The organism is Lewinellaceae bacterium (genome assembly GCA_020636105.1).
Lineage (GTDB): Bacteria > Bacteroidota > Bacteroidia > Chitinophagales > Saprospiraceae > BCD1.
Genome location: JACJYL010000001.1, coordinates 3,117,591 through 3,136,094 on the forward strand (window position 1 = coordinate 3,117,591; position 18,504 = coordinate 3,136,094).

Annotated in this window: 16 protein-coding genes; 11 read left to right on the forward strand and 5 right to left on the reverse strand. The window is 42.8% G+C overall.

Going from position 1 to position 18,504, the window contains the following annotated elements; genetic code table 11:
- Window positions 1–66: 66 nt before the first annotated feature.
- Together H6571_11805 and H6571_11810 are read right to left on the reverse strand one after the other, a co-directional pair.
- Window positions 67–744 carry a response regulator transcription factor gene (locus H6571_11805; GenBank protein MCB9324411.1) on the reverse strand — a complete coding sequence of 226 codons (678 nt, stop codon included), beginning with the start codon at window positions 742–744 and terminating at the stop codon, window positions 67–69.
- 96 nt (window positions 745–840) lie between these two features.
- Complete coding sequence (locus H6571_11810; protein ID MCB9324412.1) at window positions 841–2,121, reverse strand: HAMP domain-containing histidine kinase; 1,281 nt, start codon at window positions 2,119–2,121, stop codon at window positions 841–843.
- A 177-nt stretch (window positions 2,122–2,298) separates the two neighbouring features.
- Here H6571_11810 and H6571_11815 point away from each other — a divergent pair, with 177 nt between their 5' ends.
- The 6 genes from H6571_11815 (at window position 2,299) to H6571_11840 (ending at window position 8,563) form a co-directional block, all read left to right on the forward strand.
- Window positions 2,299–3,225, forward strand: coding sequence for a DUF4271 domain-containing protein (locus H6571_11815; GenBank protein ID MCB9324413.1), 927 nt, complete (start codon window positions 2,299–2,301; stop codon window positions 3,223–3,225).
- Between the two features lie 31 nt (window positions 3,226–3,256).
- Window positions 3,257–4,036 (forward strand): uroporphyrinogen-III synthase, encoded by a 780-nt coding sequence (locus H6571_11820; GenBank protein ID MCB9324414.1) that lies wholly within the window; start codon window positions 3,257–3,259, stop codon window positions 4,034–4,036.
- A gap of 224 nt (window positions 4,037–4,260) precedes the next feature.
- Complete coding sequence (locus H6571_11825; GenBank protein ID MCB9324415.1) at window positions 4,261–4,878, forward strand: CoA pyrophosphatase; 618 nt, start codon at window positions 4,261–4,263, stop codon at window positions 4,876–4,878.
- Window positions 4,879–5,026: 148 nt separating this feature from the next.
- Entirely contained in the window at window positions 5,027–6,541 is a 1,515-nt protein-coding gene (locus tag H6571_11830) for a HAMP domain-containing histidine kinase (GenBank protein MCB9324416.1), read from the forward strand.
- Between the two features lie 86 nt (window positions 6,542–6,627).
- Window positions 6,628–7,347 (forward strand): response regulator transcription factor, encoded by a 720-nt coding sequence (locus H6571_11835; GenBank protein MCB9324417.1) that lies wholly within the window; start codon window positions 6,628–6,630, stop codon window positions 7,345–7,347.
- Window positions 7,348–7,534: 187 nt separating this feature from the next.
- Window positions 7,535–8,563, forward strand: a complete 1,029-nt coding sequence (locus H6571_11840) for a quinone-dependent dihydroorotate dehydrogenase (GenBank protein MCB9324418.1) — start codon at window positions 7,535–7,537, stop codon at window positions 8,561–8,563.
- A 49-nt stretch (window positions 8,564–8,612) separates the two neighbouring features.
- Here the strand turns inward: H6571_11840 and dnaJ are convergent, their stop codons facing one another.
- Window positions 8,613–9,773, reverse strand: coding sequence for a molecular chaperone DnaJ (gene dnaJ, locus H6571_11845; protein ID MCB9324419.1), 1,161 nt, complete (start codon window positions 9,771–9,773; stop codon window positions 8,613–8,615).
- Between the two features lie 84 nt (window positions 9,774–9,857).
- Window positions 9,858–10,433, reverse strand: coding sequence for a nucleotide exchange factor GrpE (locus H6571_11850; protein MCB9324420.1), 576 nt, complete (start codon window positions 10,431–10,433; stop codon window positions 9,858–9,860).
- A 437-nt stretch (window positions 10,434–10,870) separates the two neighbouring features.
- On the opposite strand from H6571_11850, the gene gyrB reads away from it, so the two are divergent.
- From gyrB to H6571_11875, 5 genes are all read left to right on the forward strand, one after another.
- Window positions 10,871–12,847 carry a DNA topoisomerase (ATP-hydrolyzing) subunit B gene (gene gyrB / locus H6571_11855; GenBank protein ID MCB9324421.1) on the forward strand — a complete coding sequence of 659 codons (1,977 nt, stop codon included), beginning with the start codon at window positions 10,871–10,873 and terminating at the stop codon, window positions 12,845–12,847.
- A 104-nt stretch (window positions 12,848–12,951) separates the two neighbouring features.
- On the forward strand, window positions 12,952–14,421 hold the full coding sequence (locus tag H6571_11860; GenBank protein ID MCB9324422.1) for a peptidase M14: 1,470 nt from the start codon (window positions 12,952–12,954) through the stop codon (window positions 14,419–14,421).
- A gap of 32 nt (window positions 14,422–14,453) precedes the next feature.
- Window positions 14,454–14,930 (forward strand): gliding motility lipoprotein GldH, encoded by a 477-nt coding sequence (locus H6571_11865; protein ID MCB9324423.1) that lies wholly within the window; start codon window positions 14,454–14,456, stop codon window positions 14,928–14,930.
- A gap of 208 nt (window positions 14,931–15,138) precedes the next feature.
- Window positions 15,139–16,881 (forward strand): Omp28-related outer membrane protein, encoded by a 1,743-nt coding sequence (locus tag H6571_11870; GenBank protein ID MCB9324424.1) that lies wholly within the window; start codon window positions 15,139–15,141, stop codon window positions 16,879–16,881.
- An 81-nt stretch (window positions 16,882–16,962) separates the two neighbouring features.
- On the forward strand, window positions 16,963–17,631 hold the full coding sequence (locus tag H6571_11875) for a T9SS type A sorting domain-containing protein (protein ID MCB9324425.1): 669 nt from the start codon (window positions 16,963–16,965) through the stop codon (window positions 17,629–17,631).
- An 82-nt stretch (window positions 17,632–17,713) separates the two neighbouring features.
- Here H6571_11875 and H6571_11880 read toward each other — a convergent pair whose 3' ends face one another.
- Entirely contained in the window at window positions 17,714–18,421 is a 708-nt protein-coding gene (locus H6571_11880; protein ID MCB9324426.1) for a DUF2807 domain-containing protein, read from the reverse strand.
- Between the last annotated feature and the right edge of the window lie 83 nt (window positions 18,422–18,504).

Below are 18,504 nucleotides of genomic sequence, written 5' to 3' on the forward strand. Positions count from 1 at the left end.
TGCCTGTCCACGGGTTTTGTCGCCATTCCGGGTAAAAGTGATCTTTACTTTTCATCTCCCCCACGATCAGGAAAACCGAAAGCCTACCCCATGAATATTCTCGATCTTTATCTCCGGATCAGCGTTCAGGTATTTTCTAAGGCGGGAGATAAAAACATCCAGACTTCGGCCGAGGAAGTAATCATCCCGGCCCCAAATCTTCTCGAGAATCTCCGAACGTTTGAGAATTTTGCCCCGGTTGTCGAGGAAAAAACGAAGCAAGTCGGCTTCTTTTTGGGTGAGTCTTTTCTCTTTACCCTCCAGAATCAGGCATAAATTAGGATAATCAAAAAGATAACTTCCTATCTGGTAATGATCGGAGGAGGGAGGAGTATGAACCTTACTTCTGCGAAGGAATATTTCAATTTTGAGAATGAGCTCTTCGATACTGAATGGTTTAGTGATATAATCATCGGCGCCCAGGCGAAGCCCGTAAATCTTATCTTCTTTCATGGATTTTGCGGTAAGAAAAAGGATCGGAGCCTCCTTGTCGTATTTTCTTACTTCCTCTGCAATAGTAAAACCATCTACCCCGGGCAGCATCACATCGAGTATGTAAAGATCGAATTTTTCTTTTCTGACGATGTCCAAAGCTTCATTGCCATCTGCACAATGGGTGATGTTAAACCCATGGAATTCGAGATTGTCACGAGTCACAAAACTCAAACTTTGATCATCTTCCACGTAAAAAATATTAGCTTTCATCCAAGAGCTTTTTTGCCTGAAGCAACAGGCTTGTATAAATTGTTCAAATTTAAACCAAACTGTTCAATTTTTAACATTCGGAAACGAAGCATTAAGTCAGCTGGCCGGCACCAATGCTTCAGGAATCCTGATTTGAAAACAGGTACCTTCCCCTTCTTCACTTTTCATTTCTATTTTCCAATGGTGCGCCCTGCAAATGGATTTCACATAATACAACCCAAGGCCAAAACCCTTCACATTATGGATATTTCCTGTAGGCACACGGAAAAATTTTTCAAAAATTTTAGGCTGATATTCCTTTGGGATTCCAATACCTTTATCGCAGATCTTAAAATACACAAAATTATTTTTCTTATCGACTACTACCTCGATATCTGGTGCTTTTTTGCAGTATTTTATGGCATTATCGAACAAATTGTGCAAAATATTAGTGAGATGCAACTTATCTGCTTTTATCCACAGAGGTTCTTCAATAATCGTATTCAAATGCCCGTGTAAATTATCCACCCGGGCATCACAACTCTTAAGTGCTTCTTTGACCAATATCGAAAAATCGAGCAATTCTGGTTTTATCTCCAATCCTCCTTTCTCGATACGACTGATCTGCAATACTTTTTCCACCTGGTTGTTGAGCCGCTGATTCTGCTCATGGATAATACTGGCATACTGAAAAAGCCGGTCATCTGCCTGTACGCCGGGGTGGTTGAGAAAAACATCCGAGGAAATCTTTATCGTGGAAATAGGGGTTTTAAACTCATGGGTCATATTGTTGATAAAATCCTTTTGCTGCTCGGAAAGGCGCTTTTGTCGTAAGATGACAAACATCGAATAAGCGAAGAAAATAACAGTCAGCAGCATGAGTACGGAAAAAAAGATGGACAGCTGCATCTTGCCGATAAGGTAACCGGGCAAGGTGGGGAATTTCACTCCGAAATAATAAGTAAACTGACTGTCTTTGGGCAGGTTACCCAACTCTGCATTAACCTTTGCATCGGGACTGTACCTGCAATAATTGCCATAGACCATTTCATCTGTGTGACAGTCAAATACAGCGTATTCAAAATCGATGTTAAGGGCCAGATGCTCAAATTCCTTTTGAAGCACGTACTCCAGATAATCAGCATTGACCTCATTTTCGATATTGACAATATAATAATTGGATGTTTTTCGTTTGATGATATCCCGGCTGGGCAGGGTGCCGTTATTGATCCGGACAATGTCCTTGGCGGTATTAAAAAGAGCGAGATTTACTTTTTTATTGAATTCTTCTTCATGAATACTCCAGGCACTAAGTACCCAGTAAGTTTGCATGGTTACAATTCCCGTCAGTGCCAGCACCCCAAGGATGATTACTCTTTTTATTATTCCGCTACTCATAGATGGAGCAAATTATTGTTTATTTGTCGCACCGAAAAATCTTTAACAACTCATTAACGCCCTTTCCGGGTGTGCCCCCCCTAGATTCCCCCCTGGAAGGCTCTACCATGTAAGGATAAACACCATTCTACACTAAACATTCTCAAAAATCGTAGTATTTTTGTAAAAAATTTAGCCTTGAAGTTTCAAAAGTACATATACTTCCTACTATTACTCACAGGACCGTTCGTTTTTGTTGCGGCACAAACGGCTTCCAACCCTTTTGAACTCACGCCCAGGCTTACCACACCAATAGTAAAGGCGGATACCTCTGCCCGGTCAGAAGACCTGGTGACCGAGGCAAATCCATTCGAGATTGTAGCCAGCAAAGCCCCTGTCAAACGAAAAAAAGAAAAAGCCCTTGTCCCCGTAGCCAAACCCGACAAACCTGCTACAACATACGCGGACAAGGCTGACAATGCCTTCCTTTTTCCGGTTGTAATTACCATTCTTTTGCTGCTGACGATTTTCCTGACTTTATTCAGGACATATGTATCGAGAGTCTATAAAGCGGTTTTCCGGGATAATATGTTACACCAATTATACAGCGACAGGCAGAACATTGGCATGACTACAGCTTTCATACCGCTGTATCTTTTATTTTTTCTCAATGCCGGACTCTTCCTCTTTTTGATAGCCAATCATTTCGGGGTGTTACCGGAAGGCAACCAATACGTTATTTTAGGATATATCACAGCAGGAATAACGGGTTTGTTTTTGCTAAAACATCTTGTACTCATTTTTATAGGATTGGTATTCCCTGTAGAAAAGGAAGTCAGTACCTATAATTTCACGATGGTCGTTTTTTCCATCTTTACGGGGCTGTTACTCGTTCCTTTCAACTTATGCATTGCCTATATGCCCCCGGGGATGACCCGTGCATTAATTTTCATTACTTTTGGAATTATCACACTTATTTATCTACTGCGTTACCTAAGAGGGCTTTTCATTGCAGATAAATTTTTACAGTTTCATAAATTCCACTTTTTGTTGTATATTTGCACCGTCGAAATCACACCTGTCCTTTTCTTGTACCGTTTTTTCACGAACTATTTACAAGGATGACGGGTTTTTTTTTATCACAACACTATAATGAATGGCATCTAACGGAAAAGCGAAACAAGAGAGTTTTAAGAAGATAAAAACCATTCTTGTGTCACAACCGAAGCCGGAGAGATCACCTTATTACGAACTGGAAAAAAAATACAATCTCACCATTGACTGGCGTCAGTTTATACAAGTGGAAGGCGTTTCTGCGAAAGAATTTCGCAAGACCCGTGTTCGCCCTGATGAATTTACGGCAATAATCTTTACCAGTAAGAATTCCGTGGATCATTTTTTCCGCATGTGTGAAGACCTAAGGATTACTATGTCTCAGGAGACCAGGTATTTTTGTCTTACGGAAACCATTGCCAATTACCTGCAAAAATTCATCGTTTACAGAAAACGGAAAGTCTTTTTTGGTCAGCGGGCCATAGAGGATTTGGCTCCGGCTCTGAACAAGTTTAAAGCAACTGAAAAATTTCTGTTGCCTTGTTCCAACCTCGGCGCCCAGGATGTTTCCGTTTATCTCACTGAAAACGGATTTACCTGGCAGGATGCAATGATGTACAGAACGGTGAGCAGTGATTTGTCTGACCTGAGTGACGTTACCTACGATGTACTTGTATTTTTCAGCCCCTTGGGAATAACGTCTCTTTATGAGAACTTCCCTGATTTCAAGCAAAATGAAACAAGGTTGGCTATTTTTGGGAAAGCCACCAGCGAAGCGGTTGAGGCTAAAGGTTTAATAATCAATATTCAGCCTACGCCTGATGCTCCTTCCATGACCATGGCGCTCGAAAAATACCTGCAGGTATCAAATAAGAAAGATTAGCCTTTAGGGCAACTATTTAACTTCTAAGACAAAACCCTGGTAGTGAACCTTTACTGCCGGGGTTTTGTTTTTAAGGAAACCCGATACTACCCGGCACTTAATCTGTTAACTATATTGTTGGAGGTTGAACGCATCGAAATCCCGGCATGATTAACAGAGGTTGCCGTGACGTTAGACCGGGAGAGATCCCGGGAAAATTGTTCCGGAAAAAATTAGTAATTTTTATGGATTTCATCAGCCGCTTCAGAGAGAATTTAAAGCAACCGCTTCCTGGAAAGAGGGCACAGCTTGAAATGGCGAAAAATTTTCGTTCCAGGGAAGAAATCACTCCCCCCACTGATGCCCGTACTGCCGGGGTACTGATGCTTTTTTATCCCAAAAACGGAGCGTGGCACATCGCCCTGATCCGCAGGCGAGCCCATGAAAATGATCCGCATAGCGCGCAAATAAGCTTCCCCGGCGGAAAATATGAAACCAGTGACCGCACCCTGATGCATACTGCTCTGCGGGAAGCCATGGAAGAAACCGGCGTGGCACCCGACCAGGTAGAAATGCTGGGCCCCCTGACCAGCCTCTACATTCCCGTCAGCAATTTCGAGGTACACCCTTTTGTGGGGTACACTACCACCCGACCCGATTTTGTTCTCCAGCAAGATGAAGTGGATGATATCATTGAAGTACCCGTTTCCTTTTTACTTGACCCGGGAAGCATTCAAACCATCGACCTCACCGTCCGGAATTTTCAGCTTAAAAACGTCCACTGTTTTAAATATGAAGGGCACATCATCTGGGGGGCAACAGCCATGATGCTGAATGAACTGGTGATGGTAGCCAAAAGGTAACTTCGATCAACATCCTGTCACTTGACTTTGTTATAATTCAAAGGTAATGAGCCCTTTGACCAAGCCGTTAAAGGTGTGTTAAAGTGTCCATTCTCAATTTGAATATCCCTATTTTTGTAGCACTTAGATAAAAATCACAATCAGATCAATGAGTAAACGGGTAATATGGACCATTATAGGATTGATGACCATGGCGGTAGTCGGGGTAGTCTGGTTGCAGATGAACCTCATCCGCACATCGATCATCATCAACGAGGAAAAGTTTGACGCTAATGTTTTTACTTCATTAAATGCAGTAGTCAGGAACCTGGAGGAAGAAGAGGATCGCCAGGCATTTCTACACTATGAAAATGGCTATGCCAATATCCACCGGGGCAACATCCCTGCTCCCGGGACCATTACTGAAGTCAATATAGGGCTTTCTTACTCCAAAGACAAAACCAATGGGGAAACCATTTTACTGGATCAGTTGAGAGCGCAGTTTACGGCTACTGAGCCTGTATGTGCTAATTGCCGTAAAGAGATGAGCACCAATAGTCAAAAGCGAATAGCTTACCTCAGTTCCAACAGCCTGGGGCAATTACCTCTCAAAGACAGGGTCAATATTGATTATCTGAAAGAAACCATCCGCCAGCAGCTAACCAACAACGGTGTGAATACCGAGTATCATTATGGCGTATTTTCAAAAAAAGACGGACGGTTTATCATCATGGACGATAAAAACACCCAAAACACCCTGATCACAGAAGCGTCCAACGAAGTGATTACCAATATTAACTCAACGAAATACAAAGTGTTCCTCTATCCTGACAAAAAAGGATCTTCGGGGATGCTCATGATGTATTTCCCCAAAAAGACAAGTGTTGTATGGAGTTCCATGTGGGGAAATTTGCTGGGAACAGCTTCTTTCACCACCATTATCCTGCTCTGTTTTGCTTATACGGTAAATGTCATTTTCAGACAAAAGAAAGTTTCTGAAATGAAAACGGATTTTATCAACAACATGACCCACGAATTCAAAACCCCTATCGCCACCATCTCTCTTGCAGCGGATTCCATTACCAGCCCGATGATCATGGGTAAACCCGATAAAATTGAACGATTTGCCAACATCATCAAGCAGGAAAACAAAAGAATGAACAGCCAGGTGGAGAAAGTATTACAAATGGCGGTGATCGATAAAGATGAGTTTTCCCTGAAAATTACAGAAGTTAACCTTACAGAAGTTATTCACAGGGCAGTGGACAACATTAACCTGCAGGTAGAAAAAAAAGACGGCATCGTCACCACCGATCTGCAAGCGACCAATCCGTTCATTAAGGGCGATTTGACCCATATTTCAAACGTGATCAACAATCTTTTGGATAATGCGAATAAATATTCTCCTGAAAAACCCGAAATTTCTATATTCACACGCAATGTTGCCAACGGAGTTGAAGTTATTATAAGTGATAAAGGAGTCGGGATGGATAAAGAGGCACGTAAGCACATTTTTGATAAATTCTATCGTGTTCATACAGGAAACCTGCACGACATCAAAGGGTTTGGACTCGGGTTGAGTTATGTCAAAGCTATTATGATAGCCCACAAGGGACGAGTCGAAGTAAAAAGTGAATTGGGCAATGGAAGTAGCTTTATTCTCGTTTTTCCTTTTGAATTATAATCAAAACAATTTAATGGAGATGTTGTCTTAATGGGAAACATCCTGAAAATCCTCTTTAACCATGGAGGACCGAAAAAACTAAACTTATGACGAATAACAGAATCCTGTTAGTAGAAGATGACCAAAATTTTGGAGATGTGCTCAAATCATATCTTGAAATGCATGATTATGACGTTACGCTGGCAACCGACGGGGTGCAGGGCTATGATTTTTTTAACCGGGGAGAATATGACTTGTGCATTTTTGATGTAATGATGCCCAAAAAAGACGGATTTACCCTCGCCCGCGAAATTCGCGAAAAAGATACAGAAACCCCTATCATTTTCCTGACCGCCAAAACGATGAAGGATGACGTCCTCCAGGGGTTTAAGCTCGGAGCGGACGACTATATTTCAAAACCTTTTAATTCCGAGGAGTTATTATTCCGTATCCAGGCCATACTCAAAAGAAGCCAAACCAAACCTGACCCAAGAGAGGAAATTAAAGAATTTACCATCGGAAAATATCATTTTAATTACCCTTTGCGTATTTTAACCTACAATATGGGGCAACAAAATGAAGAAAAAGAGAAACTTTCTCCCAAAGAAGCACAACTTTTGCGTATGTTTGCGATGTATGTAAATGACATATTGCCCAGATCAGAAGCTTTAACAAAAATTTGGGGGGAAGATAACTATTTCACTGCCCGGAGCATGGACGTCTTTGTGACCAAATTGCGTAAATACCTCAAAGCAGATGAAAATATCGAAATTGTCAACATTCACGGCAATGGTTTCCAGTTACTGATTCAGGAAACCGAAGCTTAAAGTTTGTATGAAACAGCCCGCAAGGGCTTTATCATAAATTTAGTTTTTGGGATTATGATTTTGGCTGGATCGCTTTTTTGCTTTCCAGCCCTTTTTTTACCGGCCAATAACTTTAAGGAGCTCGTCAGATTTACCTATTTTTGCCAGGCGATCAAATAATATTTCAGGTTCTCCAATATCTCCTTAAATGTACAAACGATTCGTAAAACCACTCCTCTTCCTGTTATCTCCGGAAAAAGCACACCGTTTCACCATGAGGCTCTTCGCCTTTGGCCTTGGCTTCCCCGTAATTAGCAGCGTTATTCGTAATCTTTTCCATTTCAGCCACAAAAACCTGGAACGTCAGGTACTGGGACTTTCCTTCAAAAACCCTGTTGGACTGGCAGCGGGTTTCGACAAAGACGGAAAATATTTAAACCTCCTGCCCCATATGGGCTTCGGCTTTATCGAAATTGGCACCGTTACCCCAAAACCCCAGGACGGAAATCCCAGGCCACGCCTGTTCCGGCTTCCTGCCGACAATGCATTAATTAACCGTATGGGATTCAACAACGAAGGGGTGGAGGCTTTGGTGGAAAGACTAAAAAAAGCCTATACTAAAAATATTATCATTGGTGGAAATATCGGAAAGAATAAGGTGACACCCAATGAAGATGCTCAAAATGATTATACCTTCTGTTTTGAGGCTTTATTCCCGTGGGTCGATTATTTTGTCGTCAATGTAAGCTCTCCCAATACACCTGGGTTGCGTGAACTCCAGGAAAAAGAACCCTTGACCCGATTGCTCCAGACCCTTCAGGACCTCAACCGATCCAAAGAAAACCCGAAGCCTATCTTATTAAAAATTGCTCCTGATCTTTCCAACGAACAATTGGATGACATTTTGGAAATCGTCAAAAATACAGGGATCAACGGCATCATTGCCACCAACACAACGATTAGCCGCGAAGGATTAAAAACCGAAACAGAACATATTGGAGCAGGAGGCCTGAGCGGTGCCCCCCTTCAAAACCACTCCACGGAAATCATTCGTTACCTGAGGAAAAACGGACACAAAGATCTTGTCATCATCGGGGTTGGGGGCATCTCCTCTCCGGAATCCGCCCTGGAAAAACTCAACGCCGGCGCCGACCTCATCCAGGTGTACACCGGGCTTATTTTTGAGGGGCCCCAACTGGTAAAGCGGATCAATAAAGCCTTAGTAGTCCAAAACTGATCCATTCGTAGATATGAATAAACATGGGGAGAAGTTCTTTTTTGTATCCTTAAGCAAAATAATCCTTCATCCGATCAAAAAACCCTTTATCCTTTTTACCCGGTTGAGGATTAAAATTCGGGCTTTGACGCAACTGCTCCATCATATCTTTTTCTTCTTTTGACAAGGATCTTGGTGTCCATACATTTACGTAGATCAACTCATCCCCGTGCCCGTAGGACTGAACTGAAGGTAAACCCTTTCCTTTCAGTCTAAAAATTTTACCGGGCTGTGTTCCTTCGGGGATTTTTATTTTCACCTGTCCGTTGATGGTAGGCACACTCACTGAAGTTCCCAGTGCCACATCGGCGAAATTCAAGTAGAGATCGTAGATGAGGTTCATGCCATCTCTTTTCAACTCAGCATGCGGCTCTTCTTCGATATTGATGATCAGGTCACCGGCAGGTCCGCCATTCATCCCGGCATTTCCCTTACCTCTGAGGGAGAATTGCATTTGTTCTTCAACTCCTGCAGGAATTTCAAATTCTATGGTTTCTGTTCCATAAGTTCTTCCTTCCCCTTTGCAGGTTCCGCACTTGGCGGTAGTTACTGTTCCCGCCCCGTTGCAGGTAGGGCAGGCCACTACCGTCTCCATCTGGCCCAGGAAGGTGCTCTTCACCTGGCGCACAGAACCGGCGCCACGACAGGTCTGGCAAGTTTTGACCGAGCTGCTGTCTTTGGCACCACTGCCACTACAGGTTTCACAGGCCACCTGTTTTTTTACTTTAATTTTTTTATTGACCCCTGTGGCGATTTCTTCGAGGTTCAGGGTAACTTTTATTCTCAGGTTACTGCCCCGAACTCCTCCTGAACGTCTTGCGCCACCACGGCCTCCCCCAAAAAAGGCATCAAAAGGACTTCCGCCATCGCCGAAAATATCTCCGAACTGACTAAAGATGTCTTCCATGGTCATGCCTCCCCTTTGGAAGCCCCCTCCTGAATTTTGGTTTAATCCGGCGTGGCCAAACCTGTCATACCGGGCACGTTTATCAGCATCAGTGAGCACCTCATAAGCCTCTGCCGCTTCCTTAAATTTTTCCTCTGCCGCTTTATCTCCCGGGTTTTTATCCGGATGGTATTGAACGGCTAATTTGCGGTAAGCTTTTTTTAATTCATTCTTATCCGCTGACTTTGCCACGCCCAGCACTTCATAATAATCTCTTTTCGACATAAATTGTTTTTTCAATTACGAATATCGAATTACGAATTACGAATTAAATCATTTAGCTATTCGTAATTCCTAATTCGTAATTTATCATTTCCCAACCACTACTTTGGCGTGGCGAATTATTTTATCATTCAGATAATACCCTTTTTCAACTGTATCCACTACGACTCCTTTCATCTCCTCGGCAGGAGCCGGGATTTCAGTGATGGCCTCATGCAGTTCCGGATCAAATGCAACGCCATTGGATTCCATCTCGCTCAACCCTCTTTGAGCCAGAATATTGGATAACTTTTGAATGATAAGCCCAATGCCTGCATTGAAACTATCTGCATTACCCCCTTGTCCGGCAGCTTTCCCTGCTCTGTCAAAATCGTCCAGGACCGGTAATAACGCTGACAATGTGTCCTGCGCAGCAGTCTTCATCAGATCCAGCTTGTCCTTTACGGCTCTTTTTTTATAATTTTCAAAATCCGCGAAAAGCCGCAAATATTTATCTTTTAATTCGTCGTATTGTTTTTTCATATCTTCCGGTTGCTGCGACGGATTATTTTCCGTTTTCAAATCAACTCCTTCCTCATTATTTTCCATTTCAATCATCGGATCTGAGTTTGTAGACTTATCTGCAACGTCTTTTTTGTTTTTTTTGCTCTTTTTGGCTGCCATGTTTAGTCTTTGTTTTTTGTTTCGATAGTAAAGATAATCAATTACTTTGCCAGTTAAAATTTTGTGTCATTTTGACAGGCTGCAAAATAACTCAAAAAAAAAGGCATTACCTCCTTTTACTCAAAGGATTAAAATAAATATCAGGAAAAAAAGATCCATTAGCCTATCTCGCAGTTTTTATCCTCCCTGGCATCATTCCGGGCTTTGGGCTTTAAAAAATCAACTCCAATAAATAATTATCCGGGACAGTAATCAAGGTTTTATTTTCTGTTCATAACAGGGTGATTAACACTGTTGAAATGTCAAAATATTTTAAAAAACCCGTCGAAAACTCAGGAATCAGATAAGATTAACTGGGATATTTTTTTTATTCAGGCCAGCACAATTAAACTCTTTTTTTATCAAAAAAAACTACTCAATTTTCTTATCTTTGCAGGATGGATACGAATAAAGAAAACGAACAGAAAAAGCCCAAGTCCGACAATTATGATGCCAGTAACATTACGGCATTGGAAGGACTGGAGGCTGTGCGCAAGCGACCTGCGATGTACATAGGCAGTACCGACATTAAGGGGCTGCACCATTTGGTTTGGGAGGTGGTGGATAACTCCATTGATGAACACCTGGCAGGACATTGTTCCAGGATAGAGGTAATCATTGAACCAGACAATTCCGTCACCGTAATTGATAATGGCCGGGGCATCCCTACCGGCATGCATGAGAAGCTTCAAAAATCAGCCCTTGAGGTGGTCATGACGGTTCTTCACGCCGGGGGTAAATTCGATAAAGACACCTATAAAGTTTCCGGAGGACTTCATGGTGTAGGGGTTTCATGTGTAAACGCATTATCTGAACATCTCAAAGTACAAGTGCACCGCGATGGGAAAGTCTGGCAGCAGGAATATGCTAAAGGCATCCCTTTGGAAAATGTGAAAGCCATTGGCGATTCCGACAAAAGAGGAACTTCTATCACTTTTAAGCCGGACCACGAAATCTTTGAAACACTTGTTTACAAATTTGAAACCTTAGCCAACAGGCTTAGGGAATTATCTTTCCTGAACAAAGGGCTTCAGTTGATCCTGATCGATAAGAGATCTAAAAATGATAAGGGAGAGTTCCTCACCGAAGAATTCCAGTCAGAAGGCGGATTAAAAGAATTTGTCATCTTCCTCGATGAAAGTCGTCAAAGACTTATTGAGGAACCGATCCATGTATCTGGCAAAGAAGATAATGTAGAGTTTGAAGTGGCCATGCATTACAATACGTCGTTTACTGAAAACATCTATTCCTACGTCAATAATATCAATACCATTGACGGGGGTACCCACGTCAATGGATTCAGAAGGGCGGTGAACAGGGTTTTTTCAAACTACGGCGATGAAAACGGTTTTTTCAAAAAGCTGAAGTTTAAAGTTTCAGGCGAAGATTTCCGTGAAGGTCTCACCGCGATCATTTCAGTCAAAGTGCAGGAACCTCAGTTCAAAGGTCAAACCAAGGGGGAACTCGGAAACTCTGAAGTGACGGGGATTGTTTCCCGAGGAATAGGGGAAGCACTGGGACATTTCCTGGAAGAACATCCCAATGAGGCAAGACGGATCATCGACAAAGTGATTCTCGCCGCAACAGCCCGCCACGCAGCCCGTAAGGCCCGTGAGATGGTTCAGCGGAAAAACGTGCTTACCGGAACAGGCCTTCCCGGAAAACTGGCAGACTGCTCTTCCAAGAATGCGGACGAATGCGAGATCTATCTGGTGGAGGGAGATTCTGCCGGAGGAACGGCAAAGCAAGGAAGAGACCGAAAGTTCCAGGCCATCCTGCCATTAAGGGGTAAGATCCTCAATGTAGAAAAAGCCATGGAACACAGGATCTACGAGAACGAGGAAATCAAGAATATGTTTACCGCCCTGGGGGTAAGAATTGAAGAGGATAAAGACGGCCGTCGACTGTTAAACATCGAAAAACTGCGGTACCATAAGATCATCATCATGTGTGATGCCGATGTCGATGGCAGCCACATTGTTACGCTGATCCTTACGTTCTTCTTCAGATATATGCACCGTTTGATCGAAAACGGGAATATTTATATTGCGGCACCGCCCCTTTACCTGGTAAAAAAAGGAAAACAATTCAGGTATTGCTGGAACGAGGAAGAAAGAAAGGATGCTGTTCAAACTTATGCAAAAGGTGAAAATGATGCTTCTGTAAAAGTGCAGCGGTATAAAGGTCTTGGAGAAATGAATGCCGAACAGTTGTGGGAAACCACCATGGATCCGGACGTTCGTATCCTTCGACAGGTGACCATTGATGACGCCATTGAATCGGATCGTATTTTCTCTATGCTCATGGGCGACGAAGTACCTCCCCGCCGGGCATTTATCGAAGAGAATGCCAAATATGCCAACGTTGACACATAATTTGATATCAACAGCGGGAAGCAGCAGAGGGAGCATCCAAATAAATTGGAAGCTCCCTCTGTTCATCCCCCCGCTGCCTCCTTTTCCATTCACTAAAACCGACCATGATGTTCCGCACTTATCTGCCTGTTTTGGTTTTATTCCTTTTATTTCAGTGCAACGGGGTTTCCACTGCGCAAAATATAGCCTCCCAATTCTACCAGTCCTATCCTCAATACAAAGAAAAAAGCATCAAAGGGCAGAGATTTAAACATCAGGATATTTTACCCCTCATCCGGCAATTGAAATCTCCCTTCGAGGTCATTCCGGCAGGAAAATCTATTGAGGGCCGCGAAATCAACCTCGTAAAATACGGAAATGGCCCCGTTAAAGTCCTGCTTTGGTCTCAGATGCACGGAGACGAACCTACCGCCACTGCGGCCATAATGGATATTTTCAACTTCCTTCAAGCCCACGATACATTCAATCCTTTTCGCGAAAAATGGAGGGATAAACTTACCCTGTATTTCATTCCGATGCTCAACCCTGATGGAGCCGAACAATTCGAGAGACGCAATGCCCTGGGTATTGACCTGAACAGAGATGCGGTGAGATTACAATGCCCGGAATCCAAAATTCTTAAAAGGATACGCGATGAGATCAATGCTGACTGGGGCTTTAATTTACATGATCAGAACAGGTATTACTCAGCTGGCCTCGACCCCAATTCCGCGACTATTTCCTTCCTCGCCCCGGCATTCAATGCTCAAAAAGACATCAATTTCGGTCGGGCAAATGCCATGAAGGTTATTGCCGTAATGAACAGCGCCCTCCAGCAATACATCCCAAACAAAGTGGCCAAATACAACGATACTTTCGAACCTCGTGCCTTTGGTGATAATATCCAAAAATGGGGTACCAATACTATTCTCATAGAGTCCGGAGCCTTAAAAGATGACCGCGACAAACAGGAGATCAGAAGATTGAATTACATGGTTCTCCTGACTGCCTTTGAATCCATTGCCTCCGGAGATTACGAACGCCGCGGAGTGGATGAATACACAAAAATCCCCTTCAACTCCAGCAATGCCTTTAATGACCTTATCATCAGGGAGGTGCAGATTCCCTTTAACAATGAATGGTACACCGTAGATATCGCCTACAAAAACAGTGAAATAAATACCAGCCGAACCTCTGATGGTTATTACCTGAGCGGAAAAATAAGTGATCTTGGCGATTTGTCCGTTTACTTTGGCCATGAAGATTTTTCGGGCATGGGTTATCGGGCCATTGTGGGCAAGACTTATCCCAACCCAATCACCAGTCTCAGCCAGTTAAAAAGCCTAAATGTACAGGAATTGTGGTCCTCCGGTTACACCAGCGTAAACATGCCGGAAGCTCCCTATAACGTGCGTTATGCCAATTTGCCTATCCAGGTTTTAAACGGTAAGAACAAAGCAGACAGCTCCATTGCTCCCGGAAAAAATCCAGGATTACTTATACAAAAAAACGGGCAGACCCGTTTTGTAGTGGTCAATGGTCAGTTGTATGACGCAAGGGGCGAAAAACGCTTATTGGGAAACTGGCTGAATTAAAAATGCCCATTCTATTCAACATAAAAAATAAAATGTACAGACCTATAAATTTACTACTCTTAACGATCCCTCTTATATTTTTTGCCTGCGGCAGTGATTATGCCTATCAAAAAGAATATACCATCCCCGAAGAAGGCTGGACTTATCAGGATACCTTGGATTTCACCTTTGACATTGAGGATACGACAAGTATATACAATTTGTACCTTAAAATAGAGCATGACAAAGATTATGCCTTTCAGAATCTTTACACTAAGGTTCATACCAAATTTCCGGGAGGAGAACGCATAGCCGAAACCCTCTCCCTGGAGCTCGCCGACAAAGCGGGAGGCTGGCAGGGGAATTGTTCGAAAAAATCCTACCAATTATCAATCCCCATTCAGAAAAATGCCTTTTTCAATGCTACCGGTGCCTACAAAATCACTCTGGAACAATTCATGCGTACGGATCCCGTAAAAGGGCTACACAAAATTGGATTCATGCTGGAAAAAACAGCACAAACCCGCTAACAGGCATTACAGAAGAAAGTCTTTGTCAGCAGAACTACATAAATAAACAGTTGGGATTCAATCAATATTATTTACTTTTGTCTTACTTTTTGGAGTATTTCACCCTGATTTTTTAGTTTTTTTGATGAAAATTAAAAAATCACAAGAAGTAATTATCAAATACATTTTCAAACATTACATTATTATCTATTTAATCAATTCGTGAATTATGAAAAAAATCTTTACAATTGCCTTCGCCTCGGTAATGTTTTTTTACGCAAACATTGCTTTCGGACAATCACAACGCCTGGTATTCGTTGAAGAATTTACCCAGGCTTCCTGTGGCCCTTGTGCCTCACAAAACCCCGCTTTTGATGCCTTGCTCATGGCCAACCCTTCAAAAGTTGTTGTCCTCAAACACCAGGTATGGTGGCCGGGTTTTGACCCAATGTACGAAGACAACCAGTCTGATGTAAATGACAGAGTGGATTATTATGGCGTCAATGGTGTGCCTACCGGCATAGTAAATGGTGTTCAAATTTCCAATGATTGTGGTTATTATGACGGTGCTCCGGCATGTCTGAACCAGGCGGAAATCAATACTGCCTACGGCATTGCTTCTCCTTTTGATATCACTATCAGTGCGTCAGGTAATGGTTCTACCATTTCAGTAGAGGTAACCGTTACCTGTACCCAGGATGTATCCGGTACCCTTAAATTACGTACGGCTTTGGCTGAGACCCAGATCAACTGGTCAGCACCTCCGGGAAGCAACGGTGAAACTTCTTTCAACCACGTTATGAAAAAATTCTTCAACGGTACTGGAGGAGAAACTTTATCTAACAGTTGGACAGCCGGTCAAAGTGCAACTTACTCTTATTCGCTTAACCATAACGACATCAATATCTATGATTATGAGCAGCTGGAAGTTGTCGCATACATCCAGGATGATGCAACAAAAGCGGTTCACCAGGCAGCATTAAACCAGGACATCTTGTTCACAGTGCCTGAGATAAACAACAGTACAGCTATTGCCATTTCAGGATTACCTGCAGGGGTATGCAGCGGTTCTCAAACGATCACTCCTGCTGTTACCATCAAAAACAGCGGAAATGATAACCTGACTTCTTTGGATATCGTTTACAATGTAAATGGAGGCGCCAACCAGACTTACCAGTGGACAGGTTCTTTGGCTACCTTTGGCGCAGAAACTGTAACCCTGGATCCTATCACTTTCAATGCTACCGCTACCAACACACTGAACGTGAATCTTCAGAACCCTAACGGACAAACTGATGAAATCCTGGATGACAACACCATTTCTGCCGACCTTGCTCAGTCTGCTTCAGTAGGCAACCATATTGTCATTACCTTGAATACAGATTGCTGGCCTGAAGAAAACACCTGGAACATCAAAAATTCTTCAGGGGCTACAGTGGCCAGCGGTGGACCCTATAACGGACAAACTCAGACACAAATCATAGAGAACGTTACTCTTGCTGATGATATCGACTGTTATGAATTTAACTTTATAGATTCTTACGGAGACGGTTTGCACGGCGGCCAATGGACTGATTGCTCTGCTGACGGAAACCTTACCGTGGCTGATGATGCGGGAAATATCGTATATGCTTACGACGGTTCTTATGATCTTCCTTCAGCAAAAGAGTCTTTCGAAGCTGAATACACTGTAGGAGTACAGGAAAATGTGCTGAACGAACAATTCACCATTGCGCCTAACCCTGTAAGAAACAATGCCACCATGTTCTTCACTTTGAACGAAACACAGGCTACTATTGTTAGAGTATTGAACGTTACCGGAGAAGTCGTTTATACTAAAAATCTCGGTATGCTCAATGCTGGTGAGTACACAGAAGAACTCGCCCTCGATCACTTGAGTGCAGGTGTTTATTTCATCAACCTGATCTCAGGAGAAGCAACAGGAATTAAAAAAGTATCTGTAATTAAATAATTTTACGCAGGTATCAATCAAAATACAGTCGCCCCGAAATTCGGGACGACTGTATTATTCATTCACCGGAAAATTTTATTTATGATGAAAAATTTACTCCTATTAGTTTTAACGGTTTGTGCAACTTTCACCTTATCTGCACAAGTGACCATTTCGCCAAGCCCGGTGAGTGTTGAAGGTATATCAGCCAGCGCTGGCGATGCTGCGGCTCACAGTATCATGACCAATAATGCCTCAGAACAACGTACCTACCGCTGGGTAAGAACGGAAGTTGCTTTGACAGAAGGATGGGAAAGTGCCGTTTGTGACAAAAACCTTTGCTGGTTTGCATCCGTTGATACGAAAGATGTAACTATGGCTGCCGGCGAAGAAGGTACACTGGACGTCCATGTTTACCCCAATGGGGTGGAAGGGGCTGCCGTAGTAATGATCACGGTAACCGATCTTGCTGACTCAACCATCCAGGCCGTCAATATGTATTATTTCAATACCCCCTTATCAACCAATGAGGTACAGGTTGAAAAAATCACCATGTACCCTAATCCTACTGACGGAATATTTTCAATCAAGGCCGGGGCTGCCGTAAAAAAGGTTATTGTTTATAACCTCGCAGGAAAGGCGGTCAGAGAATTTGAAACCGCAGGAAAAAGAACTTTTGATGTTTCTGATCTCCCACGAGGCAATTACCTCGTTCGTATGCTTGGAAAAGATGGTACCTCTCTGGTGACCAGATTACTCCAAAAACTTTAACGGGCAGGAAAGCCTTGTTTGAGATCAATAAAAAAGCCCGGACGAAACGTTTCGCCCGGGCTTTTTTTATTGACCTTTTTATTTACTGGTTCTCCCCGGATCTTACTTTTCTGATCTTTCCGGTAAACAAACTATTGATACTTCTGTTAGCAGGCTGCCCCGCATATTCGATGGAACCGCCGGTATTGGCTTTCGCGTCAAGGGATTGTATGGCCACCACGGACAACTCTCCACCGGTATTGGACCTGGCTTCCGTGTGTTGGCAAACGAAATCCAGCCCATCGTATTTTCCGCCGGTAACGGCCGTAGCATATTGTTCTTCAGCCTTACCCTTTAATTCAATCAGTCCGCCTTCAGCAACGTATACTTTCAATTTTCTTACATAGATTTCAAGGTCCAGTTGTGCCCCGGAAACAGCCTTTAATTCAAACTTATCTCCTTCCAAAGGTTCTGTGGATGTCAGCCGGGATCCTGCACCGATTTTGATATAGTCCAAAGGATCCTTATAAAACACCTTGATGGTTACATTCTCATCTTCTCGAAATATGGTTTTGAGTAATTGCAATTTCAAAACACCTTCCTTAACAAACACGCTTACATCTTCTTCCGAGATCCCATTTGCAGTCACTTCTGCACGGGGAGTATCTCCTTTTTCAAGAATGACTTCAATATTTCCTAAAACGGAAATACCATCAAATGAATTTAAATTATAGACCTCCTGGGCGAATAAGCCCGATGCACAGCCTATTAAAAGAGCGCTCAAAAATCCAATTTTTAGTAATTGTCTCATTTTTTTTAGTTTTAGTTTGTGATAACTTCATTTATATGATGCCTTTTTTCGAAGATTCCCCTATACAATGAGGTCATATATGT